The 15,121-nt window shown below is 33.5% G+C and carries 10 protein-coding genes; 6 read left to right on the plus strand and 4 right to left on the minus strand.

Annotated features, from left to right (window positions below; translation table 11 throughout):
• Window positions 1-106: 106 nt before the first annotated feature.
• From R3L15_RS06125 to R3L15_RS06135, 3 genes are read left to right on the plus strand one after another with little or no spacing between them, the layout of a single operon-like run.
• Window positions 107-1,960: a DNA topoisomerase IV subunit B gene (locus R3L15_RS06125; RefSeq protein ID WP_338733886.1), complete on the plus strand. Its 1,854-nt coding sequence runs from the start codon at window positions 107-109 to the stop codon at window positions 1,958-1,960.
• Between the two features lie 3 nt (window positions 1,961-1,963).
• Window positions 1,964-2,452, plus strand: a complete 489-nt coding sequence (locus R3L15_RS06130) for a hypothetical protein (protein ID WP_338733887.1) — start codon at window positions 1,964-1,966, stop codon at window positions 2,450-2,452.
• Window positions 2,449-5,097, plus strand: a complete 2,649-nt coding sequence (locus tag R3L15_RS06135; RefSeq protein ID WP_338733889.1) for a DNA gyrase/topoisomerase IV subunit A — start codon at window positions 2,449-2,451, stop codon at window positions 5,095-5,097. The genes R3L15_RS06130 and R3L15_RS06135 overlap by 4 nt, the downstream gene beginning before the upstream one ends.
• Here R3L15_RS06135 and R3L15_RS06140 read toward each other — a convergent pair.
• Together R3L15_RS06140 and R3L15_RS06145 are read right to left on the minus strand one after the other, a co-directional pair.
• Window positions 5,094-5,897, minus strand: coding sequence for a TerC family protein (locus R3L15_RS06140; RefSeq protein WP_338733891.1), 804 nt, complete (start codon window positions 5,895-5,897; stop codon window positions 5,094-5,096). The two genes, R3L15_RS06135 and R3L15_RS06140, sit on opposite strands and share 4 nt — an antisense overlap.
• Before the next feature lies 1 nt (window position 5,898).
• The gene (locus tag R3L15_RS06145; protein ID WP_338733892.1) at window positions 5,899-6,300 is read right to left on the minus strand and encodes a hypothetical protein; all 402 of its coding nucleotides are present in this window, start codon (window positions 6,298-6,300) and stop codon (window positions 5,899-5,901) included.
• 156 nt (window positions 6,301-6,456) lie between these two features.
• On the opposite strand from R3L15_RS06145, the gene R3L15_RS06150 reads away from it, so the two are divergent.
• Both R3L15_RS06150 and bshA read left to right on the plus strand, forming a co-directional pair.
• Complete coding sequence (locus R3L15_RS06150; protein WP_338733893.1) at window positions 6,457-9,375, plus strand: glycoside hydrolase family 3 N-terminal domain-containing protein; 2,919 nt, start codon at window positions 6,457-6,459, stop codon at window positions 9,373-9,375.
• A gap of 10 nt (window positions 9,376-9,385) precedes the next feature.
• Window positions 9,386-10,525 carry an N-acetyl-alpha-D-glucosaminyl L-malate synthase BshA gene (gene bshA / locus R3L15_RS06155; RefSeq protein ID WP_338733894.1) on the plus strand — a complete coding sequence of 380 codons (1,140 nt, stop codon included), beginning with the start codon at window positions 9,386-9,388 and terminating at the stop codon, window positions 10,523-10,525.
• 64 nt (window positions 10,526-10,589) lie between these two features.
• Here bshA and R3L15_RS06160 read toward each other — a convergent pair whose 3' ends face one another.
• On the minus strand, window positions 10,590-11,105 hold the full coding sequence (locus R3L15_RS06160) for a hypothetical protein (RefSeq protein ID WP_338733895.1): 516 nt from the start codon (window positions 11,103-11,105) through the stop codon (window positions 10,590-10,592).
• A gap of 132 nt (window positions 11,106-11,237) precedes the next feature.
• On the opposite strand from R3L15_RS06160, the gene R3L15_RS06165 reads away from it, so the two are divergent.
• Window positions 11,238-14,150 carry an FAD-linked oxidase C-terminal domain-containing protein gene (locus R3L15_RS06165; protein ID WP_338733896.1) on the plus strand — a complete coding sequence of 971 codons (2,913 nt, stop codon included), beginning with the start codon at window positions 11,238-11,240 and terminating at the stop codon, window positions 14,148-14,150.
• Here R3L15_RS06165 and R3L15_RS06170 read toward each other — a convergent pair.
• Complete coding sequence (locus R3L15_RS06170; protein WP_338733898.1) at window positions 14,142-14,990, minus strand: UDP-2,3-diacylglucosamine diphosphatase; 849 nt, start codon at window positions 14,988-14,990, stop codon at window positions 14,142-14,144. The two genes, R3L15_RS06165 and R3L15_RS06170, sit on opposite strands and share 9 nt — an antisense overlap.
• Window positions 14,991-15,121 lie beyond the last annotated feature (131 nt).

Below are 15,121 nucleotides of genomic sequence, written 5' to 3' on the forward strand. Positions count from 1 at the left end.
ATGTTGGCTTTTTTATTGTTAATTACTTTATAAAATCTAAGTTTCATTTTATATCACTATATCTTATATTAGCAGTCTATCGCTAACGTTCACGCATATTAATTTTATGGCAGATCAAACCCAATATACCGAAGATAACATACGCTCACTCGATTGGAAAGAACACATCCGTATGCGTCCTGGAATGTACATCGGGAAATTAGGCGATGGTTCTTCCCAAGACGATGGTATTTATATTCTACTAAAAGAAGTCTTAGACAACTCCATAGACGAATTTGTTATGGGAGCTGGAAAAACTATCGAAATTTCCATCCAAGGTAATAAAGTTATTGTTCGCGATTATGGTCGCGGTATTCCTTTAGGAAAAGTGGTTGATGTGGTTTCTAAAATGAATACGGGTGGAAAATACGATTCAAGAGCCTTTAAAAAATCGGTTGGATTAAATGGTGTTGGTACTAAAGCTGTCAACGCCTTATCAACACATTTTAGAGTAGAATCTACCCGTGATGGTAAATCGGCCTCAGCAGAGTTTGAACTTGGTGAGCTAAAAAACGAAGAATTTTTAGATGAAACCTCAAGACGAAAAGGGACCAAAGTCTCTTTCGTGCCAGACGAATCTATCTTCAAAAACTATAAGTATCGTCACGAATATGTGGCAAAAATGCTTAAAAACTATGTATACCTAAATCCTGGACTGACTATAGTTTTTAACGGCGAAAAATATTATAGCGAAAACGGATTAAAAGATTTATTAGAAGAAAACATTAATGATGCCGATAAAATCTATCCCATTATTCACCTGCGTGGTGACGATATAGAAATAGCGCTTACGCACCATAAAACACAATATAGCGAAGAATATCACTCTTTCGTTAACGGGCAAAATACCACACAAGGCGGCACACATTTATCTGCTTTTAGAGAAGCTTTAGTAAGAACCATTCGAGAGTTTTACGGCAAAAATTACGATGCCTCCGATGTAAGAAAATCTGTGGTGTCTGCCATTTCCATTAAAGTGATGGAGCCAGTATTTGAAAGTCAGACCAAAACTAAATTAGGGTCGACAGATATGGGAGGCGATTTGCCAACCGTGCGTACTTATGTTAACGATTTTGTAAAAACACATTTAGATAACTTTTTACATAAAAACCCAGAAACAGCCGAAAAACTTCAACGTAAAATTTTACAAGCCGAACGTGAGCGTAAAGAACTTTCTGGTATTAGAAAACTTGCTAAAGAACGTGCTAAAAAGGCAAGTCTTCATAATAAAAAACTACGCGATTGCCGTGTGCATTTGGGCGATTTAAAAAATGACAGACGTTTAGAAACCACGTTGTTTATTACCGAGGGAGATTCAGCATCTGGAAGTATTACAAAGTCACGAGATGTTAACACCCAAGCGGTTTTTAGTTTGCGTGGTAAACCCTTGAATTCCTATGGCATGAGCAAAAAAATTGTTTATGAAAATGAGGAATTTAACTTACTCCAAGCTGCCTTAAACATAGAAGAATCCATGGAGGATTTACGTTACAATAACATTGTAATTGCCACCGATGCCGACGTAGACGGTATGCACATACGTTTGTTGTTAATTACATTTTTCCTGCAGTTTTTTCCTGAATTAATTAAAGAAGGGCATTTATATATTTTACAAACACCATTATTCCGCGTAAGAAACAAAAAGAAAACTATTTACTGTTATTCTGAAGAAGAACGAAGAAACGCCATAAATGAACTGAAACCAAAACCTGAAATCACCCGATTTAAAGGACTTGGTGAAATTTCGCCCGATGAATTTCAATTCTTTATAGGAGAAGATATCCGCTTAGATCCTATAATGTTAGATAAAGATAAGTCTATCGAGGAATTACTAAGTTTCTATATGGGAAAAAATACTCCTAATAGGCAAGAATTTATTATTGATAACCTAAAAGTAGAGTTAGATATTGTCGAGGAATAAAATATGAGAACCAATAACGGAAAAATGAAAAATGTTATTATCTCGGTATATTTTATACTGGTGGTTCTTGCCATACTTTTGGCAACCGTATTTAACGCCTTTCGCGATGTCACCAAAGATCCAGTTGTAACATTTGCTATAATTTTTGGCGGATTTGCTTTATTATTTTTTCTAGTACATTTTATTTCAAAATATTTCGAATATGATAGCGATGGTGTAAAAGTTGTAGTAACCAACAAAGGACTATTACTTTCAGATCACTTTAATTATCGTGAAAAAACTATAGAATTTGAAAAAGACAGATTATCAGCCTTTAAATTTCATAATTATGTTATTTATAAAACTTTAGTACTATATATTAAAAACTCAAAAAATCATACTAGAAAAGAAACATTTAACGTCACACTAGTATCAAAAAAGAAACGAAAATATATCAAGCAATCATTAAGGAAAATGATTAAGCATAATAAAAAATATAAAACGAGTCAATGAGCGAAGAGTTAGACGATTTGAACGAACAAAACGAAGACCAAGGCACTATTACCAAAGTTACAGGCATGTACAAGGACTGGTTCTTAGATTATGCTTCTTATGTAATTCTTGAACGTGCAGTACCTGCCATTGAAGATGGCTTTAAACCTGTACAACGCCGTATTATGCATGCTATGCAAGAGCTAGACGACGGACGCTACAATAAAGTTGCCAACATTGTAGGGCATACTATGCAGTATCATCCGCATGGAGACGCTAGTATTGCAGATGCCATGGTGCAAATTGGTCAAAAAGACTTGTTAATAGACACACAAGGTAACTGGGGAAATATTCTTACTGGCGATAGTGCAGCCGCTTCTCGTTACATCGAAGCACGTTTATCTAAGTTCGCTTTAGATGTTGTTTACAACCCTAAAATTACCGAATGGCAAGCATCGTATGATGGTAGAAGAAAAGAGCCTGTTAATCTTCCTGTCATGTTTCCATTACTTTTAGCACAAGGCGCCGAGGGAATTGCCGTTGGGTTGTCAACACGTATTTTACCTCATAATTTTATAGAGCTTATCGATGCCTCTATAAAACACCTACAAGGGAAACGCTTTAAAATACTTCCAGATTTTCCAACTGGAGGTGAAGCCGATTTTACAAATTATAATGATGGAAATCGTGGCGGAAAAGTACGCGTAAGAGCAAAAATTGGGCACCACGATAAAAATGTACTTAAAATTTCTGAAATTCCTTACGGAACAACAACAACATCTTTAATCGATTCGATTTTAAAAGCGAATGATAAAGGAAAAATCAAAATCAAAAAAATCGAGGACAATACAGCTGCCGAAGTTGAAATATTAGTGCATTTACATTCGGGTATTTCACCAGATAAAACCATCGATGCACTTTATGCCTTCACCAATTGCGAAAACTCCATTTCGCCCTTATGTTGTATTATTGAAGACAATAAACCTATATTTATTGGAGTTTCTGAAATTTTACGCCGCTCAACAGACAATACGGTTCAGTTGCTAAAAAGCGAATTAGAAATTAAGCTTAACGAGTATGAAGAACAATGGCATTTCGCATCGTTAGAGCGTATTTTTATTGAAAATAGAATTTATCGCGATATTGAAGAAGAAGAAACATGGGAAGGTGTGATTTCAGCAATCGATAAAGGCTTAAAACCTCATATTAAGCACTTAAAACGTGCTGTTACAAAAGAAGACATTACACGTTTAACCGAAATACGAATCAAGCGAATTTCAAAATTTGATATCGATAAAGCGCAACAAAAAATAGATGCTCTTGAAGATCAAATAGCGCAAATAAAACATCATTTAGAGCATCTTATTGATTACGCGATAGCTTACTTTAAACGTTTAAAGAAAGACTATGGAGAAGGGAAAGAACGTAAAACAGAAATTAAGATTTTTGAAGATATTGTCGCAACAAAAGTAGTTATTAGAAATACTAAGCTTTACGTAAATAGAAAAGAAGGCTTTATTGGAACATCATTACGTAAAGATGAGTATGTGTGTGATTGCGCCGATATAGATGATATTATTGTTTTTACTGCAGAAGGTAAAATGATGGTTACCAAAGTAGACACCAAAACCTTTGTAGGTAAAGATATTATACACGTTGCTGTCTTTAAGAAAAAAGACAAACGCACCATTTATAATATGATTTATTTAGATGGTAAAGGCGGAACAACTTATGTAAAACGTTTTGCTGTAACATCTGTTACTAGAGATCGTGAATACGATTTAACCAACGGTAAGAAAGGCTCGAAAGTCCTGTATTTTTCAGCTAATCCAAATGGTGAAGCAGAAGTTGTTACCATATTATTACGTCAGGTAGGCAGCGTTAAAAAATTAAAATGGGACTTAGATTTTGCCGATATATTAATAAAAGGGCGTAATTCAAAAGGAAATATTGTTTCTAAATATGCTGTAAAACGTATAGAGCTAAAAGAAAAAGGTGTATCTACATTAAAACCCCGAAAAATATGGTTTGACGATACAGTACAGCGTTTAAATGTTGATGGGCGCGGCGAATTGGTTGGTGAGTTTAGAGGAGAAGACCGTATTTTAATTATCACACAATCTGGTGTTGCAAAAACCATTGTTCCAGAAATAACAACTCATTTTGACAGCGATATGATTGTAATGGAAAAATGGCTACCTAAAAAACCTATTTCGGTAGTGTATTACAATGGTGATCGAGAGTTGTACTATGTAAAACGTTTTTTAATTGAAAACGAAGGTAGAGAAGAGGACTTTTTACCCGAGCACCCAGACACACAACTAGAAATTGTTTCTACCGATTGGAAACCTGTTGCCGAAATAGAATTTACTAAAGAACGTGGAAAAGACCGTAAAGCTAATCAAGAAATAAACCTTGAAGAATTTATTTCAATAAAAGGTGTTAATGCTATTGGAAATCAGTTGACTAAAGAAAAAGTAAATCAGGTTAATTTGCTGGATCCATTACCTTATGAAGCACCAAAAGAAACACCTGCAGATGAAATAGATGTTATAGATGAAGAAGAGATTTCTGAGAAGAAAAAAACAAATTCTTCAGCTAACAAGAACAATTCTGATGATGATAATGACTCAAAAGATGGTGAAGGACAAACAGCATTGTTTTAATGCTGTTTCTTTTTGCTATTGTTTTTTTGTATCCTAAAGTTTATAAATTCGACAAACAACGAAAAGGCAATAGCAAAATAGAGATAGCCTTTTGGTATTGCACCTACAGTTTGGTCAAAAATAGACGTATGCGATAGGTGAGCTGCTTCGGTAATTAGCATAAAGCCAATTAAAATTAAAAATGCAAGACCTAAAACTTGCATACTTGGGTGTTGGTCTATAAATTTCCTAATAGGATTAGCAAAGCCTATCATTATGATAATAGATATAACCACAGCAATTATCATTAGCACCAAAGCATAGTTATGATTAGGATGCAGACCGTTAGTCATACCAACCGCAGTAAGAATAGAATCGATAGAGAAAATAAAATCTATTATAAGTATTTGTGTTATAGCTTGCGATAATGATGTGATTTTTTTGCTTTTTATTTCTTTTTCATCATGATCTGGCATCTCTACTTTTTCTCGTATTTCGGATGTACTTTTATAAATTAAAAACAACCCTCCTGTAAACAATATTAAGGCTTGCCAGCTTATAGAAATATGTAGCCAATCTTTATCAATTGTATAAAAAGGCTCTTTTAAACCGATTAAAAATGAGACAAAAAATAACAAAACAATACGCTGAAACATAGCTAACAACAACCCAATATTTGTTGCCTTGCTTCGTTGGTGTTCGGGTAATTTGTTTGCTGCAATAGATATAAAAACAATGTTGTCTATTCCTAAAATGATTTCTAGAAATGTTAAGGTTAATAATGCCATAATGGCATCGCCCGTTAGTAAAAAGTCTAGCATATTATTCTATTTTTTTAGCCACACCACGCATTTTTCGGTTATCTCTATTTAAATCATCAACAGCATACTTGTATTCAAATGTATAAGAATCTTCAGTAGTACTTATAATCTTCATATGAATGGGCTTCTTCTCCAAATTTGAAGTTGGATGTAATTTTTTTAAAATAAACTCACAATCGTTTATCCATCGTATTGATGAGGAATCTACTTTTTCACCTATATAATCTACGCTATATGCTTCTGTTCTTACAAAAATGGCTGTTTTTTCTTCACCTTTCTCTACATAAGTAAATTCAAATGTACCTGTTTTATAATCAGCACAATTACGATTAGAGTTATAACAGCTTGTTAGCAATAAAAAACTAACAACTAAAACGGAAAAAGTATTAACTAGTGATTTCATAAGTCAAAAATAACAAAAGACATTTATAAAACAGACATTAAATAGTTGATTAATTCTTAATAAAACTATCTTAAAGTCCTACCAAATTGTTTCTTAAAGTATTATTTTGGCATAGTTTTTAGTTTATTATAATTGAATTAAAACCCAAGTACCTCTATGCGTTTAAAAAGCTGTTTAATACTCACTATATTCTCATTTTCATTTTGTTTTTCTCAACAAAATAATCCATTAGCGTCAACCAACCCCAAAGCCCAAAACAAATGGGTTGACAGCCTTTATAACAACATGACCTTAAAAGAGAAAATAGGACAACTATTCATGGTTCAAGTATTTTCTGACAAAGGGCTTAGGCATGAAAATATTATTTTACAACAAGTAAAAAACAATGCTATTGGTGGTGTTATTTTTTCAACAGGCGACCCTATTAGCCAGGCGAAGTTAAATAACAGACTTCAGTCTGCTTCAAAAATTCCTTTATTAGTAGGTATGGATGCCGAATGGGGACTAAGCATGCGTTTAGATTCCACTTATGCTTTTCCTTGGAATATGACTTTAGGTGCTGTAAACGACCTTAAACTTATTGAGGAAACAGGAAAACATATAGGCGAGCATTGTAAACGTTTAGGCGTGCATTTTAATTTTGCGCCAGTTGTAGATATAAATACAAATCCTAAAAATCCTATTATTGGAAATCGTTCTTTTGGTGAAAATAAAGATAACGTCACCGAAAAAGCATTAGCCTTTATGAAAGGTATGCAAAGTGCTGGGGTTTTAGCAAATGCAAAGCATTTCCCTGGACATGGCGATACCGAGAGCGACTCGCATAAAACATTACCATCTGTTAATTTTACTAAACAACGTATAGATTCGGTTGAATTATATCCTTATAAAACATTAATTAAAGAGGGACTTTCAAGTGTTATGGTAGCTCATTTAAATGTTCCTGCTTTAGATTCCAGAGACAACTATCCGTCATCTATTTCTAAACCTATCGTTACAGGAATTTTAAAAGACTCGCTAGGTTTTGAAGGACTTATTTTTACTGATGCATTAAACATGAAAGGAGCTGCAAATTATAGCGAACCTGGCGATATAGATTTAGCAGCTTTCTTAGCAGGAAATGATGTATTATTAATTTCTGAAAACGTTCCCAAAGCTATTGAAAAAATTGCTGAAGCCTATAAAAACGGTGATATTACTGAAGAGCGATTAGCACTCTCAGTAAAAAAAATACTAAAAGCTAAATACAAGGTTGGCTTAAACCATTATAATCCTATTTCGTTAAATAATCTAGTTTCCGATTTAAATAGAGTAGAAGACAACGTACTTTCCGAAAAGCTTTTCGAAAATGCTATTACAGTTTTAAAAAACAAAAATGATTTTTTACCTATTCGTAACCTTGAAGATAAGCATATTGCCTATGTAAGTTTGGGAGATGATGATGGCTCAGTGTTTTTTAAAGAACTTCAAAAATATGCTAAAGTCCATAAAATTTCTGCCGATAATTTAGATGTTTTATTACAAAAATTGTCGGGTTATAATACAGTTGTTGTTGGATTCCATCGTTCTAATGCCAATCCTTGGAAAAGTAGTTCGTTTAAAAATAAAGAATTAGTGTGGTTATATGAACTTGCACGAACAAAGAATGTCGTGCTCGATATATTTGTGAAACCATATGCCTTATTGGATTTATCTACGGTAGAAAACTTTGAAAGTATTGTAGTAAGTTACCAAAACAGTGAAATAGCCCAGCAAAAATCGGCACAATTATTATTTGGCGCTTTACCAGCTAAAGGAACACTACCCGTTACTGTAGGAAATGGTTTTCATGCTGGAGACGGCATTATGTATAATGATATTTTAAACCTAAGTTATGGCACTCCTGAACGTGTAGGAATGAGCTCAGAAAAACTTAAAAAATTAGATTCTGTTGCTAATTATGCTATTAAAGAAGAAATGACACCTGGCATACAACTACTTGTTGCTAGAAAAGGCAAAGTGATTTACAATAAAAATTTTGGTAAACATACTTACAATAAAAACGCCCAAAATGTTCATTTTGATGATGTTTACGATGTTGCTTCGTTAACCAAAATTTTAGCCACGTTACCATTGCTTATGGAAATGGAAGAGAATGGCATTATTTCTTTAGACACAAAACTATCTAAGATTTTACCTGAATATGCAAATTCAAATAAAAAAAATGTCACTATAAAAGAAATGCTATCACATTACGCACGACTAAAACCTTGGATACCGTTTTATTATGCCACTTTAGATTCTGTTACAAACAAACCAAGCGCAGCATATTATCGTAATGAAGCGTCAGGTAAATTTAGTGTTAAGGTAGCTAATGAACTCTATATGAGAAAAGACTATATGGATTCCATACAAAAAACAATTAAAGATAGTGATTTGCTAGATAGACTCAAATATCGTTACAGCGACTTACCGTATTACATATTAAAAAAGTACATCGAAAAATATTATAAAAAAAGCTTAAGTCAATTAGCTAACAATCACTTTTACAAATCTCTTGGAGCCAATTACACTACCTATAACCCAAACACAAAATTTAGTGGAGATAAAATAGTTCCTACCGAAGTTGATGATTATTATCGTTATCAAGAAGTACATGGTTATGTACACGATATGGGAGCAGCCATGCAAGGAGGTATTGGTGGTCATGCAGGTATTTTTAGTAACGCTAACGATGTTGCTAAAATTATGCAGATGTATTTACAAAAAGGATATTATGGTGGTAAACGCTATTTAAAACCTGAAACACTAGAAAAATTCAACACCTGTTATTTTTGTAGTGAAGACAATAGGCGAGGTGTAGGGTTTGATAAACCTCAATTAGGTGATGTAGGACCAACTTGCGGGTGTATTTCTATGACAAGTTTTGGGCATTCTGGATTTACAGGAACATATGCATGGGCCGATCCAGACGAGGAAATAGTATATGTCTTTTTAGCAAATAGAACTTACCCAAAAGCAGGTAGAAATAAACTATTACGCGAAAATATAAGAACTGAAATTCAACGCTTAATTTACGAAGCAATAATAGATTAAAAATTAATACATGAAAATAGGAATTGTTTGCTATCCAACCTTTGGCGGGAGCGGTGTTGTTGCAACCGAGTTAGGGATAGAATTATCAAAAAGAGGTCATGAAGTTCACTTTATAACTTATAAACAACCTGTTCGGCTAGAACTATTAAGTAATAATGTACACTTTCATGAAGTGAATGTTCCTAAATACCCACTTTTTCATTATCAACCCTATGAATTAGCGCTTTCAAGTAAGTTAGTAGACATGGTAAAACTTCATGGGATTGAAGTCTTACATGTTCATTATGCCATTCCACATGCATATGCCGCTTATATGGCCAAAAAAATGCTTCAGGAGGAAGGTATTCATCTGCCAATTGTTACCACACTTCACGGAACCGATATCACTCTAGTAGGAAGTCACCCGTTTTACAAAACCGCTGTCACATTTAGTATTAATAAATCTGATGCTGTTACGGCTGTTTCCGAAAGCTTAAAGAACGATACCTTACGACTTTTCGATATTAAAAATGATATTCATGTCGTGACTAACTTTATCGATACAGGAAAGCAAAAAGAGGAGTTTTCAGATTGTCAACGTGGCATGATGGCACAAGATCACGAACTTATTATTACACACATTAGTAACTTAAGAAAAGTAAAACGCATTCCAGACGTTATAAAGGTGTTTTATAAAATACAAAAACAACTACCTGCCAAATTAATGCTTGTAGGCGAAGGCCCTGAAAAGAAAGCCGCCGAAGCACTTTGCGATGAGTTAGGCATAAGTAATCAAGTCGTGTTTTTAGGTAACAGTCATGAAATAGATCGTATTTTATGTTTTTCAGACTTGTTTATTTTACCATCCGAAACGGAAAGCTTTGGACTTGCTGCATTAGAAGCTATGGCAGCGGGAGTTCCTGTAATTTCAAGCAACTCTGGTGGAATCCCAGAGGTAAATAAACATGGTGTTTCTGGTTATTTAAGTCCCGTAGGAGATGTTGAGGATATGGCTAAAAATGCTTTATTAATCCTTAAAGACAAAACGACTTTAAAACAATTTAAACAACAAGCCAAAGAACAAGCTTCAAGATTTGATATTCATGAGATTGTCCCTCAGTACGAATCAATATACAAAGAAACCTTATCTAAATATATGGTTTCAAAATAAAAACATACAGCATAAAAAAAGCGCCTGAATCAGGCGCTTTTTTTATATATAAATAAGTAGTTGATTAGAACTGATATCGTACACCTAAACCTATATCAAAATCTAGATCATCATTATCGTATAAATCATCACCAAAACCTAATTCTGGTCTTACATCTAAAGAAAGAAGCAAAGGAAAATCGAATGTGTATTCTATACCAACATCTCCCGATAAAATAACAAAAGAGTCACTATGTTCTTCTTTAACATAACCATAAACAGGGTGATTATATCTATATTCATTTTTATAAGCTCCAAATCCAGCTCCAGCTCCAGCATACCAGTTAAAACCACCATCAATATTCCAAATCCATTGGTATAAACCAATAAGTTTTACACCGTCATAATGTTTACCATCACGCCAACCAAAATCAAACTCTAGTCGGTTATTGTCCATAATGGCGCGTTGATATGATATTTCGGCTCCAAAACCATCGCTGTCTCCCAAACGAAGTCCAATAGCGTTTTTAGAAATATCTTGTGCATAGGTTAATACCGTGACTGCTAATAAACTAGTAAGTGTTAAAAGTACTTTCTTCATAATGTTATGTTTCGTTTATTTATATATACGTTTTTTCTGTCAAATTAGATGACACTAAAAAGCTAATCCATGTGTAAAATAACGTTAAAAACAGAAATTTATTAAATATCTTTAGCCAGTTAACATTTCATTATGACAAAAACAGAAATTGAACAATTAACTAAATTGAAGAAACAACTTCAAGGAAATCTTTTGTTTGATGACTTAATAAAGGCTATTTACGCTACTGATGCTTCGGTTTACAGAATACTCCCTAAAGCTGTGGCTTACCCTAAGAATAGCGAAGATATCATTTGTTTAATTCAATATGCTAATCAATACAATATCAGTTTAATTCCAAGAACAGCAGGAACCTCACTTGCTGGACAATGTGTTGGTGATGGTATTATTGTGGACACCTCAAAGTATTTTAACCAGATTTTAAATTTAGATGAAGTAAATAAAACGGTAACGGTACAACCTGGTGTGGTTAGAGACGAATTAAATAACTATTTAAAACCTTTTGGTTTGTTTTTTGGACCAAATACATCAACCAGCAACCGCTGTATGATTGGTGGTATGGTAGGCAACAATTCATCTGGGACAACATCTATCCAATATGGTGTCACTAGAGATACTGTTTTAAAACTAAAAACTATTTTAAGCGATGGAAGCGACGTTGTCTTTGAAGCTTTATCAAAAAAAGAGTTCGATGTAAAACTAGAATTAGATACGCTCGAAGGAAAGATTTACAGAAAAATTTTTAACCAACTAAAAAGCTCCCATGTTCAAGAACAAATCAGAAACAACTTTCCTAAACCAGAAATTCATAGAAGAAATACAGGTTATGCTATCGATGAGCTTATAAAAAGTGAGGTTTTCACGAATAGCTCTATTCCTTTTAATATGTGTAATCTATTGACTGGTAGCGAAGGAACGTTAGCGTTTACTACTGAAATTACTTTGCAGCTACAAAAGCTTCCACCTAGAAAAAGTGCTATGGTAGCTTGTCATTTTAATTCTGTAGAGGATTGTTTAAATACCGTAGAAACTGTCATGACACATAATTTACACACCTGTGAAATGATGGATAAAACAATTCTGGATTTAACTAAGCACAACAAAACACAACAAAAAAATAGACAATTTGTACAAGGCGACCCTAAAGCTATTTTAATGTGTGAATTAAAGTCTGAAACCGAAAATGATTTAAATAAACAAATTGATACTTTATTAAACAGCTTAGAACAAGAAAAATCTTATGCTAATGTAGTCCTAAAAAATGATGCTATAAATAAAGCGATGGCGCTTAGAAAAGCTGGGCTTGGACTTTTGGGGAATATGATAGGTGACAAAAAATCTGTAGCTTGTATTGAAGATACAGCAGTTGCTTTACCAGATTTAGCTAACTACATTAAAGCGTTTACACAAATTATGACTAATTATCGGCAAGAAGCTGTTTATTACGCTCACGCTGGTGCTGGAGAATTACATTTACGACCTATTTTAAATTTAAAAGATAGCCATGATGTTACATTATTTAGAAAAATTACCACAGATGTGGCTAAGCTGGTAAAAGAATATCAAGGCTCTATGAGTGGCGAACATGGCGATGGAATTGTTCGCGCAGAGTTTATCCCAATGATGATTGGAGATGAAAACTATAAGCTCATTAAACAAATTAAATCTGTTTTCGATCCTAATACTATTTTTAATCGTGGAAAAATTGTCGATGCTTTTCCAATGGACGAAAACTTACGATATACTCCAGGTAGAATAGAACCAAAAATTAAAACTAAAATAGACTTTTCGGCATCTAAAGGTATTTTACGTGAAACCGAAAAGTGCAATGGCTCTGGTGATTGCAGAAAATCACCAGAATTTGGCGGAACCATGTGCCCGAGTTACCGGGCTACAAAAAATGAAAAAGATACGACTAGAGCAAGAGCCAATGCCTTACGGGAGTTCCTAACACATTCCGATAAAGAGAATAAATTTAATCATCAAGAGTTAAAAGAGGTTTTCGATTTGTGTTTAAGTTGCAAAGCCTGTGCAAGCGAATGTCCAAGTAGTGTTGATGTTGCGTCATTAAAAGCCGAGTTTCAATATCAATACCAAAAAGCAAACAGGACATCTTTACGCGATAAATTATTTGCTTACAATAATAAGCTTAACAATATTGCCAGCTACACTCCCAAATTAACCAATGCTATCTTTACTAATAAAATAACGTCTAGTTTTATTAAAAACCTCATAGGAATTTCTCCACAGAGAACGCTTCCTTTGATTTCAACTAAAAAGTTTCCTAACAAGACTAAGTTAATCTCAAATCAAGAGTATAAAAAAGAAATTTATTTGTTTGTCGATGAATTCACCAATCATTTAGATACACAAATAGGGTTAGATGCGATAGAACTACTAACAAAGCTCAATTATAAAGTAACTATGGTAAAGCATGAAGAGTCTGGACGTAGCTTTATATCAAAAGGTTTTTTAGATCAAGCCAAAATTATTGCTAATAAAAATGTCTCTATTTTCAAAAACCTTATTACCGAAAAAACGCCATTAATTGGTATTGAGCCTTCGGCTATTTATAGCTTTAAAGATGAATACCCTAAACTAGCTGATGATAAAGATAATGCCACAAAAATTGCAAAGCACACCTATTTAATTGAAGAGTTCTTAAACCAAGAAGCTCAAAAAGGCAATATTGTTTCTAGTCAGTTTTCAGAAGATAGTAAAACTATAAAAATACATGCACACTGCTATCAAAAAGCATTAGGTAATACAAGCGATACGTTTCATATTTTAAACTTACCTAAAAACTATAATGTGACTATAATATCTAGTGGTTGTTGTGGCATGGCTGGAAGTTTTGGTTACGAAAAAGAACATTACGAAATAAGTATGCAAATAGGCAATCAAACGTTATTTCCTAACATAAGAAACACAAATAAAGAAATTATTGTTTCTGCTAATGGGACGAGTTGCAGACATCAAATATTGGATGGCACAGCAAGACAAGCTCTGCACCCAGTAACCATTTTAAATCAAGCGTTAATCTGATTTCTTTTTTTTACGATCAACCACAGTAATAGCGGCGATTAAATCAGTTATTTCCATGTCTTTCAAATCTTCATCTGCAAAAAATGGTGATAATTTATCGTTGTTATAATTGTAAATTTTCCAACGTTTAAATTGATATTCTAAAGCCGTAAAATTTTCAACCCAATCACCAGAGTTTAAATACATGGTTTGTCCAAACTTATTCTCTTTAATAAGCATTTTGGGTTGATGGATGTGACCACAAATTACGTAATCGTAACCGTTTTCTATAGCCAAGTCTGAGGCCACTTCTTCAAAATCGTTAATATACTTTACAGCACGTTTTACACTGTTTTTAATTTTTTTGGAAAGCGAATACTTTTCTTTACCCATACGCTCTAAAATCCAATTAACAAAACGATTTAAAAGAATAAGCACATCATAACCATAACCACCTAATTTAGCTAACCATTTGGCATTCTGAATAGAGACATCAAAAACATCACCATGAAAAATCCAAGCGCGTTTACCATCTAAATCAAGCACTTTTTTATTAACTATCGATATATTTCCAATAGTCGTATCAGCAAAACGCCTTAACATTTCATCATGGTTACCTGTAATGTAAATAACTTCAACACCATCCGATGCAAAGTCCATAATCTTTTTTATAACCTTTAAATGCGATTTAGGAAAATAACGCTTCTTAAATTGCCAAATATCTATAATATCGCCATTAAGTATAAGGGTTTTTGGCTCGATACTATTCAAGTAAGTCAAGAGTTGTTTAGCATGGCAACCATAGGTGCCTAAATGCACGTCGGATATAACAGCTATTTCTACTTTACGTTTTAATTTCAAGAGCTAAAAGGTTTGTACAAAGAACAGCTTAATTATTCACTTTTACTTTAAGCCTTAATTAATTAACTGTGAGTAATTTGTTAAAAGAATGTAACCAGAATATTAAGCCATATATTAAGGAAAAGTAATGT

The sequence above is a fragment of the Mangrovimonas cancribranchiae genome, from assembly GCF_037126245.1.
Lineage (GTDB): Bacteria > Bacteroidota > Bacteroidia > Flavobacteriales > Flavobacteriaceae > Mangrovimonas > Mangrovimonas cancribranchiae.

Bases quoted from the DNA above. Each gene is read 5' to 3' on its own strand.
- R3L15_RS06125 (WP_338733886.1), top strand. From the start codon at position 107: ATGGCAGATCAAACCCAATATACCGAAGATAACATACGCTCACTCGAT.
- R3L15_RS06130 (WP_338733887.1), top strand. From the start codon at position 1,964: ATGAGAACCAATAACGGAAAAATGAAAAATGTTATTATCTCGGTATAT.
- R3L15_RS06135 (WP_338733889.1), top strand. From the start codon at position 2,449: ATGAGCGAAGAGTTAGACGATTTGAACGAACAAAACGAAGACCAAGGC.
- R3L15_RS06140 (WP_338733891.1), bottom strand. From the start codon at position 5,897: ATGCTAGACTTTTTACTAACGGGCGATGCCATTATGGCATTATTAACC.
- R3L15_RS06145 (WP_338733892.1), bottom strand. From the start codon at position 6,300: ATGAAATCACTAGTTAATACTTTTTCCGTTTTAGTTGTTAGTTTTTTA.
- R3L15_RS06150 (WP_338733893.1), top strand. From the start codon at position 6,457: ATGCGTTTAAAAAGCTGTTTAATACTCACTATATTCTCATTTTCATTT.
- bshA (WP_338733894.1), top strand. From the start codon at position 9,386: ATGAAAATAGGAATTGTTTGCTATCCAACCTTTGGCGGGAGCGGTGTT.
- R3L15_RS06160 (WP_338733895.1), bottom strand. From the start codon at position 11,105: ATGAAGAAAGTACTTTTAACACTTACTAGTTTATTAGCAGTCACGGTA.
- R3L15_RS06165 (WP_338733896.1), top strand. From the start codon at position 11,238: ATGACAAAAACAGAAATTGAACAATTAACTAAATTGAAGAAACAACTT.